We start from the raw sequence: 19513 nt of genomic DNA, 5'->3' as shown, positions 1-19513 counted from the left end.
TAACTGCTTGAATTGACAATGCAGTTGGACGTACTCATAGATAGGTACTGATATGTCAGGTGATAGAAAACGCGGCTTCCTTCGCCCTGAAGAAGATAATACGGTTGCCCAACCTCAGAAATGGGGGCTACCTGACTATACCTCTGATGTGAATAAACAAGCCAAAGAAACGGCGTTTAACTACGACCCTGGTTGGATGCCGACAGTTGAAGAGGCCATTGAAGATGAAGAGTTGGTTCTAACTGAAGAGCAGATCGAACTGATCAAACAAGGTGCTTATCAGGAAGGCCTTCATCAAGGGCAAGAGGCTGGTTTTAAACAAGGTTACGAAAAAGGCAAAGAAGAAGGGTTTGCCGCTGGCCACGAAGAAGGCAATCAAGCCGGTAAGCTTGAAGGCGTGACTGCTGGCCAAGAGTACATTCAGCAACAAGTTGCCATCTTTATGGGGCTTGCCAACCAGTTTGCTCAGCCATTAGAGCTGATGAATGCTCAGGTTGAGAAGCAGCTGGTAGACATGGTACTGACCATGGTCAAAGAAGTGGTTCATGTTGAAGTACAAACCAATCCACAAATCATATTAGATACCGTGAAAGAGTCGGTAGAGTCCCTGCCAATTTCTGGTCATGCGATTACCTTGAAGCTTAACCCGGAAGATGTGGCGATCATTCGCTCTGCGTATGGCGAAACAGAATTGGATTGCCGTAATTGGACGCTAGTTGCGGAGCCTGCACTTAATCGTGGTGATGTACAAATCGAAGCGGGTGAATCAAGCGTTAACTACCGCATGGAAGATCGCGTGAAAAACGTTATTCAGAATTTCTGTGGTGCAAACCGTCACCAGGGTCATGAGTAATGCTTGAGTTAGCGAATCGTCTTAGCCAATACAAAGTCGAAGGGCTAAAATCGCGACCAATTGCATCAGGTAAGTTAGTCCGCGTTGTTGGCTTAACGCTTGAAGCTACTGGCTGTAAAGCTCCGATCGGCAGCCTGTGTCTAGTTGAAACTATGTCTGGTCAGATGGAAGCCGAAGTCGTCGGCTTTTCAGGCGATAACCTATTTTTGATGCCGAGTGAGCAAATCACTGGGATCTTACCTGGCGCTCGTGTGACACCGATGACCACTGAAAGTGGCATCCCTGTAGGTATGGAGCTGCTTGGTCGAGTGATCGACGGCGTAGGCAATCCACTCGACGGGCTAGGTCCAATCTATACTGAGCAACGCGCTTCATTTAATGCTGAGCCAATCAACCCTTTAGCTCGTAAACCGATTTCTGAACCACTCGATGTGGGTTTAAAGGCGATTAATGGCCTACTTACCGTAGGTAAAGGACAGCGTATCGGTCTGTTCGCTGGTTCTGGTGTCGGTAAGTCGGTTACGCTTGGTATGATGACTCGAGGCACAACCGCGCAGGTAGTGGTTGTAGGTCTAATTGGTGAGCGTGGACGAGAAGTTAAAGAATTTATTGAAGAGATTCTTGGTGAAGATGGTCGTAAGCGGTCGGTGGTGGTCGCGGCTCCTGCTGACTCATCGCCACTGATGCGATTAAAAGGTTGTCAAACTGCGTTGGCTGTAGCCGAGTATTTCCGCGACCAAGGTTTAGATGTTTTGTTGTTGATGGACTCATTGACCCGTTTTGCTCAGGCTCAGCGTGAAATTGCTCTGTCTGTTGGTGAGCCGCCAGCAACTAAAGGTTATCCGCCATCAGTATTCGCCAAGCTTCCAGCGCTGGTGGAACGTGCGGGTAACGGCAATGATGAACAAGGTTCGATTACGGCTTTCTTTACCGTGTTAACCGAAGGCGATGACTTACAAGACCCCATTGCTGATGCGTCGCGAGCGATCCTTGATGGACACGTTGTGTTGTCGCGTGAGATGGCGGATGCGGGTCATTACCCTGCGATCGATGTCGAGAAATCTGTCAGTCGTGTTATGCCGCAAATTACCACTGAAGAACATGTTTTGATGTCGAAAGCGGTAAGGCAAGTGCTGTCTATTTGTCGCAAAAACCAAGATTTGGTTTCGATTGGTGCTTACAAGCCAGGAACTGATCCTGCAATTGATAGTGCCTTCACTTTGAAGCCAAAACTGGATGAATACTTGCAGCAGAAGATGAAAGAAACTGTCCCATACGACATGTGTGTCAACATGTTAAAGCATGTATTGGGTGGCTAACGAGTGAATAAGGTTAGTCATGGATAACGCATTAGAATTTTTGCTCGATCAAGCCAAAGATCAAGAGAACCAAGCTGTACTCGCGCTCAACAAAGCGAACTCGGAGCTGCAAGGTTACTATGAGCAGGTTGCGCAGATTGAAAAGTACCGACTTGATTACTGCCAGCAGCTTGTCGACCGTGGCAAGGCCGGGTTAACGGCGAGTCAATATGGTCACTTAAACCGCTTCTTAACTCAATTAGATGAAACGCTTTCTAAACAGAGAGAAGCGGAGCACCACTTTAAAAATCAAGTCGACAACTGTCAAAACTACTGGATGGAGTTACGCAAAAAACGTAAATCCTACGAGTGGTTGATGGAAAAAAAGCAGAAAGAGAAAGCAAAACTGCAAGATCAAAGAGAACAAAAGCAAATGGATGAGTTCTCGACTTTGTTATACAGCCGAAAGAAGATGTGATCCTAAGCCATGAATAAGGTAGCCACTGCTCTTTAGGTTGAGAGAACAGAACTTATAGGCATGTTTCTTGCTCCGTTTTATATAAAATTGCGCGTCGTGTCCACCAAAGGCATGAAAAGCACCCGACTTTCTTTTTGTTGCATGATTCATCGCAGCAAAGCTAGTAGATAGAGCTTGTATATATGAATGTTAGTCTTTCCTCAAATTCAGCGACCAACAAAACGTCATCGTTGTTGGACACCGGTTCTACCTCTTCAAAGGTAGAAGAGACCGGCGACGCTAAAGGTTTCTTTGAGTCTTTTAAAGAAGCGCTCGGCTTTGAAGAAAGTGCCAGTAAAGCCGCAGTAAAAGACACTGAAAACGCGTCGAAATCTGACGAAAAGCAGGCCGCTACTGAAGGTGAAGCGTCAGCTGAAGCGAAGAAAAGTGATTCAGCGAAATCAAAGGCGACTGACGAAGTGAGCGAAGCACAAAGTAAACAAGTGGCTTCAGAAGTCGAGGACGACAAAGCCACAGATATAACATCTGCAGAGGCTGTGTCTGGAGCGGAGGCTCAGCTCAAAGCTAATTCAAGCACTGATAGCACCATCGCTGATAACACTGTCTCTGATAACAATGTCGCAGATAAGGCGGCTGGTAAAGACGCGCAGGCTACGACTAACGATTCTAAAGAACAGGCTTCTCAAGCTCAGGATTTATCAGCTGTAGATGGTTCTACGCAGGCGTCGCAAGCCAGCGTAGCGATGAGTGAAGGCAATAAATTGCTTGGTCAGTTGGATGAGGCAAACAAAGCTCTAAATCAAGCGCCAAACGGCAAAGGCTTGCCTCAGCAAGGTCAGATAGATCAAGTCCAAGGTAATGTCGCGGGTGCTTCTGTTGCAGGAATTTCAATTGCGGGTAATACGACACAACAAGCTAGTGCAGCAAATCAAGAGAAGAGCCTTGAGGTCGATTCTGAAATCGCTGTGCTTACCGGAGGTAAGGGAGTGTCTCAGTTATCAGATGATGAAATTCGACAGCTGATGGATAAAGGCGTTACCCCAGAACAAATTGAAGCAAGTATGAGTCGAGAGCTGAACCAAAAAAATGCGGCTAGCGCGGTTACTACCGATCAAAGCCAAGCACTCTCACCAGCTGAACTTGAGCTAGCGAAACAGGTTGATGCTCATACTAAAGCGCTAAACCAATTGAATGGACAAATTGAATCAGAGCAGTCTGTAGTGGATGGTTTGCTTCAAAAACAACAAAGTGGTGCTAAGTTGACGGTCGACGAGCAAGCTGCCTTAGCTAAAGCAACCTCTAATATAGAAGTGTTGAATCAACAGCTCGCCAACGTTCAACAACAAGCTAGTGCTTTACTAAGCCAAGCCCCGAACGCAACTGGCACCTCAGATAACCCAACCGCGATTGATTGGGATAATGCAAATTCGAATGAAGCTAAAGCCTTAGCGGCAGTAGCATCGACAGCAGCTGTCGCGACCGCTGCTCAGCAAGCGACATCACAGGCCTCGTCTCAAGCTGCAGCCAATGCTGTCTCAGACAAGGCAGCAATGTTGCATGCCAATAATGCGCACGTGGTCCAACAGGCAGCGGCTCAACAAGCTAACCTTGCTTCACCTCAACAACAAGCTGCGTTAGACCCTGCTTTAACTGCGCAAGGGGTGGCGATGAATGCAGTACCTGCAGCGACCAAAGCCGGCTCAACGGACATGTTACTTAAAACTGGAGCCGGTGCAGCTGCACTGTCTGGTCTTGGAAAAGCGGGTGCTAAAGAAGATTCTAAAGATTCGGCCTTTGCTCAGCAGATCGCTGCTGCGGCCGGCGCACAAGGTACAGCAACGGTTGGTTCGGCACCTACGCGAGCTGAAATTCAAGCTGCTCAACAGGCTCCTTTACAGCTCACCAAAGAACTAGCCAATGAGCAGGTAGCTGAAAAAGTCCAAATGATGATGTCTAAAAACCTTAAGAACTTGGACATCCGACTCGACCCACCTGAATTGGGGCAGATGAAAATTCGAATGACCATGAATAATGACGTCGCGAATGTGCACTTTACTGTGAGCAATCAGCAGGCGAGAGATGTGATTGAGCAAACCTTACCTCGTCTGAGAGAGATGCTCGCTCAACAAGGGATGCAGCTTGCCGATTCGTCAGTTCAACAACAGAACTCTGGCCAGGGGCAAGATAGATACAACAATGGTGAACAACAATCCGGCGCTAACCGCACAAATGATGGTCAAGGTGATGAAAACCTTGATAGTGGCAGCAATCTTGAATTGAATGTCGCATCAAAGCGTGATGGAATTAGTTATTATGCCTAATATCAGGCTAAGTACACTTAGTTAATAGACAGAACCAGTTAATAGAAAGTACCGTCAGTTAATCGAAAGAACAGGAAGTTAGAGCAAAATATGGCAGAAGAACAAGATGCACCTAAAGGGAAGAGTAAGCTTCTCATCATCATTATAGCGGTAGTCGTTTTACTACTTGGCGTAGGTGGCGCACTGTTCTTTTTTTTAGGCTCTGATGATAGTGCCTCAGAATCTCAGTCTCAGCCGACTACTGCTGTGGTCGCAGCCGAGCCTGTTATGTATGTTAATATCCCTCAGCCCTTCTTGTTCAATGTGACAGGTGATAAAAAAGACCGCCTAGTTCAGATAAAAGCACAGTTAATGGTGCGTGGCAGCAAGAATGAAGACTTGGCTCGTTACCACTCTCCTCTTGTAGAGAGTACTTTATTAGCAACGTTCGCTTCAGCAACGGTTGATCAATTGCGCTCTCCAACTGGGCGAGTTGAACTGCGAAATAAGGCGACTGAAGATATTAAAGCAAGCCTGGCTCAAGCTGTTGGCCAGCCTGTGATTGAAAAAGTGTTATTCACTGACTTCGTAATTCAATAGGTAATTTGTGACCGATTTATTAAGCCAAGACGAAATTGATGCGCTATTACATGGCGTTGATGATGTTGAAGACGTAGAAGATGTCTTAGAAACCGACAATGATAGTGCGGTCAATTTCGACTTCTCATCTCAAGATCGAATCGTCCGTGGTCGAATGCCGACCCTTGAACTTATTAACGAGCGTTTCGCACGTCATATGCGGATTAGCTTGTTTAATATGTTACGTAAAACAGCTGAAGTGTCGATCAACGGCGTGCAGATGATGAAGTTTGGTGAGTACCAAAACACATTGTATGTACCCACTAGTTTAAACATGGTTCGTTTCCGCCCGCTGAAAGGCACGGCGCTTATCACCATGGAAGCTCGTCTTGTTTTTATTCTCGTAGAGAACTTTTTTGGTGGTGATGGACGTTTCCACGCCAAGATTGAAGGCCGTGAATTCACGCCAACCGAAAGACGAATTATTCAGTTACTGTTGAAAATTGTTTTTGAAGATTACAAAGAAGCTTGGTCTCCAGTGATGGGGGTTGAGTTTGAATACTTGGATTCTGAAGTGAACCCAAGTATGGCGAACATTGTGAGCCCAACAGAAGTGATTGTTGTAAGCTCATTCCACATTGAAGTGGATGGCGGTGGTGGTGACTTCCACGTCGTGATGCCTTACTCCATGGTAGAGCCGATTCGTGAACTGCTGGATGCCGGTGTTCAATCAGACAAAATGGAAACCGATGTTCGTTGGAGTACCGCGCTGCGTGATGAAATTATGGATGTGCCGGTTAACTTCCGTGTGAACTTGCTAGAGCAAGATATTTCTCTGCGTGACTTGATGGAGCTGCGACCCGGTGACGTCATTCCAATGAACATGCCTGAGCATGCGACTATGTTCGTTGAAGAGCTGCCAACGTATCGTGTGAAAATGGGCCGTTCCGGTGAGAAGCTCGCAGTACAGATTTCTGAAAAAATTCAAAGACCACATGTGGTTAAAACTGATCTCGCTTTTCTAGGCAAGGACTTAATGTCTGAGCTGGAAAATAGCGACGATGACGAATAGCAAAATAGATAAAAGTATAGGAATTGGTAATGGAACCTAGTGAAGATCAAAAGCTAGCAGACGAGTGGGCTGCGGCACTTGGTGAAGATCCTTCAGCACCGTCAATTGATGTTGATGACGTGCTTGCGGCACCACTTGATGAGCTAACCGATTCATCGTCTCCGATTTCTGAAGATGAGCGTCGTAAACTGGATACCATCATGGATATCCCCGTGACTATCTCAATGGAAGTTGGCCGCTCTCAGATCAGTATCCGTAATTTACTTCAGTTGAACCAAGGTTCGGTTGTTGAGCTAGATAGAATTGCTGGTGAGTCACTGGATGTGATGGTAAACGGTACCTTGATTGCTCATGGTGAAGTGGTTGTGGTGAACGACAAGTTTGGTATTCGTTTGACTGACGTTATTAGCCAGACAGAACGAATTAAGAAGCTGCGTTAATGAGCTTTCTGTCTCCAAGATTGGCTAGGCTAATTACGGGGGGAGCTTTGTTATCTTCTCCTTCTATTGCCTTTGCTGCAACGCCGCCATCTCTCGATTTAGCGACCACTTTTGGGTCGCTAATTTTCGTTATAGCCTTCATCTTATTTATTGCTTGGCTACTCAAGCGAATGCAAGTGCCTGCAATGTCGAATCAGCAAGGCTTGGCGATTGTTAGGCAAATTCCTGTAGGTACTAAAGAACGCATCGCTATTGTTCAAGCTGGTGATGATCAGTTCTTAGTCGGGATTACCACGCAATCTATCCAGCTAATTTCTAAGCTGGATAAACCTCTTACTCAGGAGATGCTGGAAAAAAGTACATTTTCAAGTCAGCTTTCCCAGCTAATAAAAAAAGATGCAAACAAGTAACGGACTTTTGAACTCATCTTACGTTTGCCAAAACGGAGCTTTCCGAATGGTTAAAATGTTGTTGGTTCAGCTCACTCTCCTCTGCTCACTCGTATTCAGTATGTCGGTATTTGCACAGGCTGAAGACGGCACCGTCATTCCTGCGAATACCGCTGGCTCAGAGTCGGTAACCATCAGCACGATGGAACAAGACCAAGCCAAATCGCAAACCATGACAACGGGTAGCTTAACCGGCAATGGTGGTGGCATACCTGCCTTTACCATGACAACCAATGCTAATGGTGGTGAAGACTACTCGATAAACCTACAGATCTTGGCTCTAATGACCATGCTTGGCTTCTTGCCGGCGATGGTGATTTTGATGACCTCGTTCACCCGTATTGTGGTGGTGATGTCTATCTTGCGTCAGGCAATGGGTCTACAACAAACACCGTCTAACCAAGTGATTATTGGTATCGCGATATTCTTGACCTTCTTCATCATGTCGCCAGTGATTAACCAAGTTAACGAACAAGCAGTTCAGCCTTATCTTAATGAACAGATATCGGCACGACAGGCATTCGATGTTGCCCAAGAACCGATTAAGTCCTTTATGCTTAAACAGACTCGAATCAAAGATCTAGAAACCTTTGTTGAGATCTCTGGTGCGGAAGTGAACAACCCTGAAGATGTTTCAATGGCGGTTCTGATTCCTGCATTTATCACGTCAGAGTTGAAAACGGCTTTCCAGATAGGCTTTATGTTGTTCTTGCCGTTCCTAATCATCGACTTGGTAGTGGCATCGGTATTAATGGCTATGGGTATGATGATGTTGTCACCAATGATTGTATCGCTGCCGTTTAAGTTGATGCTGTTTGTTCTTGTTGATGGTTGGAACTTGATACTCTCCACTCTCGCTGGCAGTTTTGCCTTGTAGCTGGGGGAATAATGAATCCTGAAATATTCGTAGAGTTGTTCCGAGATGCCCTTTGGATGGTACTCATTATGGTTTGCGCCATTATCATCCCGAGCCTGCTGATCGGTTTAGTCGTCGCTGTTTTCCAAGCTGCGACCTCTATCAACGAACAAACACTGAGTTTCTTGCCGCGTTTGATTGTGACTTTGTTGGCGTTGATGCTATTTGCACACTGGATGACTCAGATGATGATGGAGTTCTTTTTTGAACTCATCGAACGCTTGCCGCAAGTTCTGTATTAAATCGATATGGAATACCCGACGAGCCTTGTACTAGAGTGGTTAGCCAATTATTTTTGGCCATACACTCGCATCTCAGCCATGCTGATGGTGATGACGGTAACAGGGGCGCGCTTTGTGTCGCCGCGTATTCGTCTGTATTTAGGCTTGGCGATCACCTTTGCCGTAATGCCCGCGATTCCTGCTGTTCCTAAAGATATTGAATTGCTGTCTTTTCAGGGGTTCTTGACAGTATTTGAACAGATCGTTATTGGTGTTGCTATGGGCTTCGTCACCCAGTTCATGATTCAAACCTTTGTTATGCTCGGTCAAATCCTTGGTATGCAATCTAGCTTGGGCTTCGCTTCTATGGTCGACCCAGCAAATGGACAGAACACGCCAGTATTGGGTCAGCTCTTCATGCTACTTGCCACTATGTTCTTCTTGGCAACCGACGGTCACTTGAAAATGCTGCAGTTGGTGGTGTTCAGCTTTAAGACTTTGCCGATTGGCAGTGGCTCTTTGACTTCGGTTGATTTTCGAGAGCTCGCGTTGTGGCTTGGTATCATGTTCAAAACGGCATTGGCGATGTCCTTGTCGGGCATTATCGCACTGTTAACGATTAACCTTTCTTTTGGTGTAATGACGCGTGCTGCACCTCAGTTAAATATCTTTTCTTTGGGTTTTGCATTTGCGCTACTCGTGGGTCTGTTACTTTGTTGGTACATCCTTGGCGGCTTGTATAGTCACTATGAGCTATTCTGGATGCAAGGCGAACAACAGATATGTCGTCTAATCCGGTTAGATTGCTAGGAGACTGAAATGGCAGAGTCAGACGGTCAAGAACGCACAGAAGACGCCACGCCCAAACGCTTGCAACAGGCCAAAGAGAAAGGGCAGGTTGCAAGGTCAAAAGAGCTAGCTTCAGCGTCGGTACTGATAGTCGGTGCGATTGCATTAATGTGGTTTGGCGAATCGATGGCGAAGGCTTTGTTCGAGGCCATGCAACGTCTGTTTTCTCTGAGCCGCGACGAGATCTTTGACACCAACAAGCTCCTTGAAATCGCTGGTGGCGCACTGGTGAACTTACTGTTTCCACTGTTCTTAATCTTGATAACTTTGTTTGTTGCGGCTGTTATTGGTGCGGCAGGTGTTGGCGGGATTAACTTTTCGATGCAAGCTGCAATGCCAAAGGCGTCTAAGCTCAATCCACTCAGTGGTATCAAGCGTATGTTTGGCCTACAAAGCTGGGTTGAACTGCTGAAATCTATTTTGAAAGTGGCACTTGTATCAGGCATGGCTATTTACCTTATTCAGGCCTCTCAGCATGATTTAATGCAGCTGAGTATGGATGTGTATCCGCAGAATATCTTTCATGCTTTGGATATCTTGCTTAACTTCATTCTTTTAATCAGTTGCTCTTTGCTGATCGTGGTTGCCATTGATATCCCATTTCAGATCTGGCAACACGCTGATCAGCTGAAAATGACTAAACAAGAAGTTAAAGACGAATTCAAAGATACCGAAGGTAAGCCGGAAGTAAAAGGCCGAATTCGTATGCTACAAAGGGAAGCGGCTCAGCGTCGTATGATGGCAGACGTCCCTCAAGCGGATGTGATTGTGACCAACCCAGAGCACTTTTCCGTGGCACTGCGTTATAAGCAGAATCAAGATAAAGCGCCGATTGTGGTTGCCAAAGGTGTTGACCACATGGCGATGAAGATCCGAGAAATTGCGCGCGAAAACGATATCTATATTGTTCCGGCACCTCCATTGGCGAGGGCGCTTTATCACACCACTGAACTAGAACAACAAATTCCTGACGGTCTGTTTACGGCTGTCGCGCAGGTGCTTGCATATGTTTTCCAGCTTAAGCAGTACCGAAAACGAGGTGGTGAGAGACCAAAACTGCAAGATTCTAATATGCCGATCCCACCTGATTTACGTCATTAGATCAATTGCTTGAGCTCTGCGTGATGAACCCTGATAATAGTGAGCTAGCCAATCTTCCTTTTATTGAGGTGATGGCGATAATTTGACGTGAGATGTTGGTACAGTGTTTGCTGTAGTAAGCCTGAACATTATAAGCCCATAGCAAAACAGCCCTGACTAAGATCTAATCCACTTGTTCAGAGAGCTACAACATAGCGAAACTGTCTAGATTTATGAAATTCTCCCTGCCTTTTGCGGACAAGCTACCTAAAATCCCGAACCGTGCCATGCCTGCGGTTGGTGCACCTGTTATGGTACTTGCAACGCTTGCTATGGTGGTGTTGCCCATTCCAGCTTTCTTGTTGGATATGTTCTTCACCTTTAACATTGCACTGTCTATGGTTGTGCTATTGGTTTCGGTTTATACCCGCAGACCTTTAGACTTTGCTGCATTCCCGACCGTACTTCTGATTGCGACTCTACTTCGATTAGCCTTGAACGTTGCTTCAACACGTGTGGTCTTGCTTCATGGTCATGAAGGTGGCGACGCGGCTGGTAACGTGATTGAAGCCTTTGGTAACGTGGTTATCGGTGGTAACTATGCCGTAGGTCTAGTGGTGTTCTTGATTCTGATGATCATTAACTTCATGGTTGTAACCAAAGGTGCAGGACGTATCTCGGAAGTAAGCGCGCGTTTCACTTTGGACGCCTTACCGGGTAAACAGATGGCAATCGATGCCGACTTGAACGCTGGTTTGATCGACCAAGATCAGGCTCGTCTGAGACGTTTTGAAGTAACCAAAGAAGCCGACTTCTACGGTTCGATGGACGGTGCGTCTAAGTTTGTTAAAGGCGATGCGATCGCTGGTATCTTAATCTTATTCATCAATATCATTGGTGGCTTGAGCATTGGTATGGCTCAGTTTGACCTTGGTTTTGGTGAAGCAATTGAAATCTACACACTACTGACTATCGGTGATGGTCTGGTTGCACAAATTCCATCTCTATTACTGTCTATTGCAGCCGCGATGATGGTAACGCGCCAAAACACTGATGAAGACATGGGGCAGCAGCTCGTCTTCCAGATGTTCGACAATCCAAAAGCCTTGATGATCACCGCTGCAATCCTTGGCATCATGGGTATTGTTCCAGGTATGCCACATTTCTCGTTCTTGAGCCTTGCAGTTGTTGCGGGTGCAGGGGCGTATTACATCGATAAAAAGAACAAGAAGAAGGCGGAAGAACCTAACCTTCCGGCGACCGTTGAAGCGAATGGAGAAGTAGGCTCTCAGAAAGAGCTTTCTTGGGATGATGTTCAACCTGTTGATATTATTGGCTTAGAAGTAGGTTACCGTTTGATTCCTTTGGTGGATAGAGACCAAGGAGGCGAACTGCTTGAACGCGTTAAAGGTGTGCGTAAGAAGCTGTCTCAAGATTTTGGTTTCTTGATCCCAGCGGTGCACATTCGCGATAATCTAGAACTGACACCAAACAGCTACCGAATCACCTTGATGGGTGTCGCGGTAGGTGAGGCTGAGATAAAACCAGACATGGAACTCGCGATTAACCCAGGTCAAGTCTACGGTATGATCGATGGTGAGCCGACGATTGACCCTGCCTTTGGCCTTGAAGCTGTATGGATACGTGAAGAGCAGCGTGAACATGCACAAGCTCTAGGTTATACCGTTGTCGATTCTTCTACTGTACTGGCGACACACCTTAGCCAACTGCTAACCAATAACGCATCACAGCTTATTGGTCACGAAGAAGTTCAGAACTTGCTTGAGATGCTCAGCCGCTCAACACCTAAGCTGGTGGAAGGTTTTGTACCGGATCAATTGCAGTTGGGTGTAGTCGTAAAAGTGCTACAGAACCTATTGAATGAAGCCATTCCAATTCGTGATATTCGAACCATAGTCCAAACTTTGTCGGAGTATTCTGGTAAAAGTCAAGAACCTGACATACTTACGGCGGCGGTTCGTATCTCATTGAAACGGTTAATTGTTCAGGAAATCAATGGTATAGAACCGGAATTGCCAGTGATAACCTTGATTCCTGAGCTGGAACAAATCTTGCATCAAACCATGCAGGCATCCGGCGGAGAATCTGCTGGTATTGAACCTGGTTTAGCCGAACGTTTACAGACATCCCTCAGTCACGCGACACAAGAGCAAGAGCTGAAAGGTGAGCCCGCGGTGCTACTGACCTCTGGTGTGTTACGTTCGACTCTGGCTAAGTTCGTGAAAAACACGATTCCAAGCTTGAGAGTCTTGTCTTACCAAGAAATACCGGACGAAAAGCAGATACGTATAGTACAAGCTGTTGGTAATTAAGCCGCCTAATTAGAACGGACGATCGAATTGAAAATTAAACGATTTTTTGCAAAAGATATGCGAACGGCCTTGCTCCAAGTTAAAGAAGAACTTGGTTCGGAAGCGGTGATCATGTCTAATAAAAAGGTCGCAGGTGGCGTGGAAATTGTTGCCGCTATTGATGGTGAATCCAGCCCGTCGACAGCGAGCCAGAGACCAAATAAACCTCAGCAGCCTGCACAAAGCCAATATACGCAAATGGCCGCGCCCGCAGCTCCTGCAGGGCGACGACAATTAGACGATGATAAGGTTAGCCTACAGTCGAATGCTGAAGGTGGACGCTCAATGACCAAGCGCTTTGCGAATATGCTAAAGCAATACAGTCATGGCGCCGATGATGAGCCACAACATCGTGCTGAAAATGAAGATTCATTGTCTGCATTGCTCAATCGCCAATCAAGCACGGGTCATAAGCCTCATAGTCATCAGACTCAAAGTAATTTGCAGTCTCGCGGTAACCAACAGTCTCACGGGAACCTAGATTCTGCATTTGCTCGTGAAACAGGTTTATCCCAATTGATTGCCGAAGACCGCAGAGTAGAGCGTCCAGCACCTCGTTTGGATCCTACCCGTTATGATCGTGGTCGTGAGAATACGCATTCCAAAGGTTCAGATACTGAAATGGAAACGATGCGCGAGGAGATGACCTCAATTCGTCGTCTGTTAGAGCATCAAGTATCTGGATTAATGTGGCAAGAAGTTGAGCGTCGTGAACCGCTTAGAGCCATGCTTATCAAACGCCTTGAACGTATGGGTGTATCTGCAGAGCTTGCCGATCAAATGGCGTGTTACATTCCTGAAGATACCAAACCTGCACGTGCGTGGAAGGCGTTGTTAGCCTTGGTTGCTGACCAAATCTCCGTTACACAAAAAGATATTTTAAAACGCGGCGGTATTGTGGCCTTATTGGGCCCGACTGGCGTAGGTAAAACAACGACGGTTGCTAAGCTAGCTGCACGCGCAGCCATGGAATATGGCGCAGATAACGTAGCACTAGTGACAACTGACACATATCGTATAGGTGCACATGAGCAGTTATCGATCTATGGTCGAATTATGGGTTGTCCTGTAAGAGTTGCTAAAGATTCTAGTGAATTGGCCGATGTAATATATCAGTTACGTAATCGTCGCCTAATTCTGGTCGATACTGCAGGCATGGGACAACGAGATGTTCGCCTATCTGAGCAGTTAGACACATTGATGCAAGAGAGTGGTTCCGTTATCAATAGCTACCTTGTGTTGCCTGCAACCGCGCAACGCAAAGTGCTGCAAGAAACAATTGAACACTTTAGAAGAATCCCGTTGTCGGGATGCATCATGACTAAGCTGGATGAATCCCTAAGTCTAGGTGAATTCATCAGTGTCGTAATACAAAATGCATTACCAGTTGCTTACATTGCAAATGGTCAACGAGTTCCTGAAGATATCGTTATAGCTCAGCCAAAGTACATGATTGCTAAGGCCAATGAGTTATTAGAAAAATCTACAGAGAATGAACCTCATTACTGGAATAGCGATTCTGAAGGGCTCTAGGCGGCGGATAAATATGAATGAAAATATGATACATGATCAAGCTAGCGGCCTCCGTCGCTTAACCAAGCCTTCACTCACAAAAGTTATCGCTGTAACCGGTGGTAAGGGAGGGGTTGGTAAATCTAATGTGACGTTAGGTATGGCTATTTGCATGGCGCGCCAAGGCAAAAAAGTTATGGTGCTAGATGCCGACTTAGGCCTCGCTAACGTCGATATCATGCTGGGTATTCGTTCTAAACGAAACCTTGGGCATGTGTTGGCAGGCGAATGTGAACTTAAGGATGCGATTGTCGAAGGGCCGCACGGAATTAAAATTATTCCTGCGACATCGGGCACACAAAGCATGACTGAACTTTCACACGCACAGCATGCAGGTTTGATTCGCGCATTCGGTTCGCTTGAAGACGAGATGGACATCTTGTTAGTTGATACCGCAGCCGGTATTTCGGACATGGTAATCAGCTTCTCAAGAGCGGCGCAAGACGTGGTTGTCGTGGTATGTGATGAACCTACCTCGATCACGGATGCATATGCTTTGATTAAGCTCTTGAGCAGAGAACACCAAGTTCAGCGGTTCAAAGTTGTTGCAAATATGGTCAGAAGCTACCGTGAAGGCCGAGAATTATTTGCAAAGTTGACTTTGGTCACAGAGCGCTTCTTGAATGTGAGCCTCGAACTCGTAGCATGTATTCCTTTAGATGATAAAGTACGTCAATCAGTCAAGAGACAGAAAATCGTAGTCGATGCGTATCCTCGCTCTCCAGCGGCATTGGCAATCAGCTCTTTGGCTAATAAAGCATTGACCTGGCCAATACCAAAAACACCAAGTGGGCACTTGGAGTTCTTTGTGGAAAGGCTGCTGAATCGTACTGAATTTATAGAGGAACCATTTGGTGAATAAAGCGCTTACTTACGACCAACATGCTAATCACAATAGCCAACAGGCTTTTTTTGAGAAGTATTCTGTGTTGGTTAAACGTATCGCTCATCACTTGTTGGGGCGATTACCGCCTAATGTATTAGTTGATGACTTAATTCAAGCTGGCATGATCGGCTTGATTGAAGCGCAACAAAACTATGATGGTACCAAAGGCGCAAGCTTTGAGACGTATGCCGGTATTCGAATTCGCGGGGCAATGTTAGATGACATTCGCCGTGGGGACTGGGTACCGAGATCGGTTCATAAAAACAATCGAGAAATCAGCAGTGCAATCGCGGAGTTAGAGGGTATCCTCAACCGTGACCCGAGTGATGCCGAAGTGGCAAAACACATGGGACTCAGTTTAGAGCAGTATCACAGTGCTTTAACTGACATTAATTGTTCAAGACTGGTTGGAATCGAAGATTTAGGCGTCTCAGATGATGTAATATCTCCGAATGAAGACTCTCAAGATAATACGCCTTTTCAAGGGGTTGCTGATGAGTCATTCCGCCAAGCTTTGATCGATTCGATAAAACAACTTCCGGAAAGGGAAGGCCTTGTGCTTTCGCTTTATTACGACGAAGAACTCAATTTAAAAGAGATTGGGGAAGTGTTAGGTGTCAGCGAATCTCGTGTCAGCCAAATACTGAGCCAATCTATGCAGCGTTTACGCACTAAGTTAAGTGCTTGGACACAGAACGACTAACAACACTGATCCTATTCAGTGGAGGCTAATTTGAACAAAAACATGAAAATTCTCATTGTTGATGACTTTTCAACGATGCGCCGAATTGTTAAAAACCTACTTCGCGACTTAGGTTTCAACAACACTCAAGAAGCAGACGATGGCTTGACCGCGTTACCTATGCTGAAAAAAGGCGAATTTGATTTCGTGGTAACTGACTGGAACATGCCGGGCATGCAAGGGATTGACCTGCTTAAACACATTCGCGCAGACGCAGAACTTAAGCACCTTCCCGTGCTTATGATCACGGCAGAAGCGAAGCGTGAGCAGATCATCGAAGCAGCGCAAGCGGGTGTTAATGGTTACATTGTGAAGCCTTTCACTGCTGCAACGCTGAAAGAGAAACTTGATAAGATTTTTGATCGCTTATAAGCATCAATAAATTTAGGCATTTCTAGGTAAACATTAGCTGATAAGTTCTCTGTTTATCTCGATAGCCTAAGCGCACAAAGTATGCGGAGTAAGGCCGAATTCAGGATGATTTCATTAGAACAAGCAAAAAAATTAGTAGAGCTGCTTGAGAACGATGAGCAGCAGAATGCTGATTCTCTTGTTAGAAGCATTTATGAAGATAATTTTAGTCTTCAAGACAATCCAATGCTTCAAGAAATAGGAAGTCTGACTCGCGACCTCCATGATTCTTTGACTAAATTTAATTTCGATGAGCGCATCAGCGTTATCGCAAATGACGAAATCCCTGACGCAAGGGATCGCCTTCAGTATGTCATTGATAAAACGGAAGTGGCGGCAAATAAGACGATGGACGCTGTCGATCGCTGTATGCCAATTGCAGACAACCTACACGAGTGTTTACTTCAAGTAAGGCCTCAATGGAATGAACTGATGCATGGCCGCATTGAGCTGGCACAATTTAAAGCTTTATGTCACCGCATTGATGGATTGCTTGTCCAAGTAGAAGGCGACAGCACTGAACTACGCGGACAATTGACTGAAATCTTGATGGCTCAGGATTTCCAAGATTTAACTGGGCAGATAATTAGCAAAGTTATTACCTTGGTGAATGAGGTAGAAGGACGTTTGGTCGAGATTCTCACGGTATTCGGTGCGAATCAAATAGAGCCAACTCCAGAGTCAGAGAGGAAAGCATCGATTGCGCCTGAGGGTCCAATTATGAACCCAGAAGAGCGCGAAGACGCTGTTGCATCTCAGGATGAAGTCGACGATTTGTTATCCAGTCTTGGATTTTAAAGGTAACGTATGAGCTACGATTTAGACGAAGATATTCTTCAGGACTTTTTAGTCGAAGCAGGAGAGATCCTTGAACTTCTATCAGAGCAACTGGTAGAGCTTGAGAATAATCCTGACGACAAAGACCTATTAAATGCTATTTTCCGTGGTTTCCATACAGTAAAAGGTGGTGCTGGTTTCCTAGCATTAACTGAGCTGGTGGATACTTGTCATGGTGCCGAGAATGTGTTCGACATTCTACGAAACGGCCAACGCAGCGTAACATCGGGTTTGATGGATACTATGCTGCAGGCGTTAGATACTGTTAATACACAGTTTCAAGCCGTGCAAGATCAGGAACCTTTAGTGCCAGCAGACCAAGCTTTATTGGATGAACTTCACCGCCTCTGTAAGCCAGAATTAGTTGATGAAGTTACACCAGCAGAAGCGTCAACACCTGTTATCCCAGAGCCTATCGTTGCAGCCCCTGAACCGGTTGTCGAAAGTTCAAGCATCAGTGCCTCTTCAGTGGATGATATCTCTGAAGATGAGTTTGAGCGCCTGCTTGATGAACTTCACGGTAAAGGTGGTTCGCCAACAGCATCTTCTGTACCAACACCGCCGCCAGCACCTGTTACACCTCAGCCAGTTGCTGACAGCGGTGATATTACTGACGATGAATTTGAAAAGTTACTAGATGAACTGCATGGTGCGGGTAACAGCCCGACGGCTGCGAGTTCAACGCCTCCTCCACCGCCAGCGCCTTCTGCAGCACCTGTTTCGGCGATGTCTGAAGGCGATGATCTGATGACTGACGAAGAGTTCGAGAAGTTACTGGACCAGTTACACGGATCAGGCAATGGACCTTCGATTGAAGAACTGGATGCAGCGACTAAGCCTGCAGAAGTTAAGGCAGTTGCACCGCAAGCAACGCCTAAACCGCAACCAGCAGCACCAGTTGCCGTTAAAGCCGAGCCGAAACCGAGCGCTCCAGCAAAAGCTGAAGTTAAAGCGCCGGCTAAGAAGCAGCAAGCTGAAGCGACAGTTCGCGTTGATACATCAACACTGGATACCATCATGAACATGGTGGGTGAACTGGTATTGGTGCGTAACCGACTTGTCAGCCTAGGCCTCAACAGCAACGACGAAGAAATGTCGAAAGCTGTCTCTAACTTAGATGTTGTTACTGCAGACCTACAAGGTGCGGTAATGAAGACTCGTATGCAGCCGATCAAGAAAGTATTTGGTCGCTTCCCACGAGTTGTCCGTGATCTTGCGCGTAGCTTGAAGAAAGACATCGTTCTTGAAATGCGTGGCGAAGAAACGGACCTTGATAAAAACTTAGTAGAAGCGCTTGCAGATCCCCTGATTCACTTGGTGAGAAACTCTGTCGACCATGGTATCGAAATGCCGAACGACCGTGTTGCTGCGGGTAAATCACAAACGGGTAAAGTGATTTTGTCTGCCTCTCAAGAAGGTGATCATATTGAGCTGGCTATCGTTGATGACGGTGGCGGTATGGACCCTGATAAGCTTCGTGCTATTGCGGTCAAACGTGGCCTGATGGATGAAGATGCAGCGTCTCGCTTATCAAATAAAGAGTGTTTCAACCTGATTTTTGCTCCTGGCTTCTCAAGCAAAGAGCAGATCTCGGATATCTCTGGTCGTGGTGTAGGTATGGACGTTGTGAAAACGGCGATCAACACACTGAACGGCTCTATTGATATTGATTCAGAAATGGGACAAGGCACCAAGATCACCATCAAGGTTCCACTAACCCTAGCGATTCTACCAACCTTGATGGTCGGTGTTGCGGGTCACCCATTTGCATTGCCATTGGCATCGGTTAACGAGATCTTCCACCTAGACTTAAGCCGCACAAACGTGGTTGATGGTCAGCTAACGATCATCGTTCGCGATAAGTCTATTCCGTTGTTCTACTTGCAAAACTGGCTTGCTCCTAAAGCGGGTATTGTTGAACTGCGTAAAGGGCACGGCCATGTTGTTATCGTACAGCTGGGTAGCCAACGAGTTGGTTTTGTTGTCGATACGCTTATCGGTCAAGAAGAAGTCGTGATCAAGCCACTTGATAAGCTTCTGCAAGGCACGCCAGGAATGGCAGGCGCGACAATTACAAGTGACGGACACATTGCATTGATTCTAGATGTGCCGGACTTGTTGAAGCAGTACGCAGCTGCGTCAAGAATTTAATTTAAGG

General features: G+C 46.2%; 19 protein-coding genes. All 19 read left to right on the top strand.

The features are described from left to right. The first annotated feature begins 52 nt into the window (after positions 1–52). Positions 53–853, top strand: coding sequence for a flagellar assembly protein FliH (fliH, locus tag QQ041_RS06580; RefSeq protein ID WP_048661519.1), 801 nt, complete (start codon positions 53–55; stop codon positions 851–853). Continuing rightward, positions 853–2172 (top strand): flagellar protein export ATPase FliI, encoded by a 1320-nt coding sequence (gene fliI, locus QQ041_RS06575; protein WP_017060680.1) that lies wholly within the window; start codon positions 853–855, stop codon positions 2170–2172. The genes fliH and fliI overlap by 1 nt, the downstream gene beginning before the upstream one ends. Before the next feature lie 19 nt (positions 2173–2191). After that, positions 2192–2629 (top strand): flagellar export protein FliJ, encoded by a 438-nt coding sequence (gene fliJ, locus QQ041_RS06570; RefSeq protein ID WP_017631772.1) that lies wholly within the window; start codon positions 2192–2194, stop codon positions 2627–2629. A gap of 182 nt (positions 2630–2811) precedes the next feature. Continuing rightward, entirely contained in the window at positions 2812–4950 is a 2139-nt protein-coding gene (locus QQ041_RS06565; RefSeq protein WP_285953366.1) for a flagellar hook-length control protein FliK, read from the top strand. Positions 4951–5040: 90 nt separating this feature from the next. Beyond that, positions 5041–5529, top strand: a complete 489-nt coding sequence (gene fliL / locus QQ041_RS06560) for a flagellar basal body-associated protein FliL (RefSeq protein ID WP_285953365.1) — start codon at positions 5041–5043, stop codon at positions 5527–5529. A gap of 7 nt (positions 5530–5536) precedes the next feature. Next, on the top strand, positions 5537–6580 hold the full coding sequence (gene fliM / locus QQ041_RS06555) for a flagellar motor switch protein FliM (protein WP_060983689.1): 1044 nt from the start codon (positions 5537–5539) through the stop codon (positions 6578–6580). A gap of 29 nt (positions 6581–6609) precedes the next feature. After that, positions 6610–7020 carry a flagellar motor switch protein FliN gene (gene fliN, locus QQ041_RS06550; protein ID WP_004739851.1) on the top strand — a complete coding sequence of 137 codons (411 nt, stop codon included), beginning with the start codon at positions 6610–6612 and terminating at the stop codon, positions 7018–7020. Further along, positions 7020–7430 carry a flagellar biosynthetic protein FliO gene (gene fliO / locus QQ041_RS06545; protein ID WP_285953364.1) on the top strand — a complete coding sequence of 137 codons (411 nt, stop codon included), beginning with the start codon at positions 7020–7022 and terminating at the stop codon, positions 7428–7430. The genes fliN and fliO overlap by 1 nt, the downstream gene beginning before the upstream one ends. Beyond that, the gene (gene fliP, locus QQ041_RS06540; RefSeq protein ID WP_285953363.1) at positions 7417–8346 is read left to right on the top strand and encodes a flagellar type III secretion system pore protein FliP; all 930 of its coding nucleotides are present in this window, start codon (positions 7417–7419) and stop codon (positions 8344–8346) included. Before fliO ends, fliP begins: the two co-directional genes overlap by 14 nt. Positions 8347–8357: 11 nt before the next feature. After that, complete coding sequence (gene fliQ, locus QQ041_RS06535) at positions 8358–8627, top strand: flagellar biosynthesis protein FliQ (protein ID WP_029235191.1); 270 nt, start codon at positions 8358–8360, stop codon at positions 8625–8627. Between the two features lie 6 nt (positions 8628–8633). Beyond that, the gene (gene fliR, locus QQ041_RS06530) at positions 8634–9416 is read left to right on the top strand and encodes a flagellar biosynthetic protein FliR (RefSeq protein ID WP_065675585.1); all 783 of its coding nucleotides are present in this window, start codon (positions 8634–8636) and stop codon (positions 9414–9416) included. Between the two features lie 9 nt (positions 9417–9425). Beyond that, positions 9426–10556: a flagellar biosynthesis protein FlhB gene (flhB, locus tag QQ041_RS06525; RefSeq protein ID WP_017064116.1), complete on the top strand. Its 1131-nt coding sequence runs from the start codon at positions 9426–9428 to the stop codon at positions 10554–10556. 212 nt (positions 10557–10768) lie between these two features. Beyond that, positions 10769–12868 (top strand): flagellar biosynthesis protein FlhA, encoded by a 2100-nt coding sequence (flhA, locus tag QQ041_RS06520; protein WP_285953362.1) that lies wholly within the window; start codon positions 10769–10771, stop codon positions 12866–12868. A gap of 27 nt (positions 12869–12895) precedes the next feature. Then, positions 12896–14440: a flagellar biosynthesis protein FlhF gene (gene flhF, locus QQ041_RS06515; protein ID WP_285953361.1), complete on the top strand. Its 1545-nt coding sequence runs from the start codon at positions 12896–12898 to the stop codon at positions 14438–14440. A gap of 13 nt (positions 14441–14453) precedes the next feature. After that, positions 14454–15341, top strand: coding sequence for a MinD/ParA family protein (locus tag QQ041_RS06510; protein WP_048661509.1), 888 nt, complete (start codon positions 14454–14456; stop codon positions 15339–15341). Then, positions 15334–16068: an RNA polymerase sigma factor FliA gene (locus QQ041_RS06505; protein WP_017060667.1), complete on the top strand. Its 735-nt coding sequence runs from the start codon at positions 15334–15336 to the stop codon at positions 16066–16068. Before QQ041_RS06510 ends, QQ041_RS06505 begins: the two co-directional genes overlap by 8 nt. Before the next feature lie 42 nt (positions 16069–16110). Next, complete coding sequence (gene cheY / locus QQ041_RS06500; RefSeq protein ID WP_016767062.1) at positions 16111–16479, top strand: chemotaxis response regulator CheY; 369 nt, start codon at positions 16111–16113, stop codon at positions 16477–16479. Positions 16480–16584: 105 nt separating this feature from the next. After that, the gene (locus tag QQ041_RS06495) at positions 16585–17316 is read left to right on the top strand and encodes a protein phosphatase CheZ (protein ID WP_285953372.1); all 732 of its coding nucleotides are present in this window, start codon (positions 16585–16587) and stop codon (positions 17314–17316) included. 9 nt (positions 17317–17325) lie between these two features. Further along, positions 17326–19506, top strand: coding sequence for a chemotaxis protein CheA (locus QQ041_RS06490; RefSeq protein WP_285953360.1), 2181 nt, complete (start codon positions 17326–17328; stop codon positions 19504–19506). Positions 19507–19513: the final 7 nt, after the last annotated feature.

Origin of the sequence: Vibrio sp. TMPB1044, from assembly GCF_030442075.1 — a bacterium.
In the GTDB taxonomy this organism is placed as follows: domain Bacteria; phylum Pseudomonadota; class Gammaproteobacteria; order Enterobacterales; family Vibrionaceae; genus Vibrio; species Vibrio satsumensis.
Note: the sequence above shows the minus strand (reverse complement) of the source record. Positions and strands in the feature narration are given on the sequence as shown.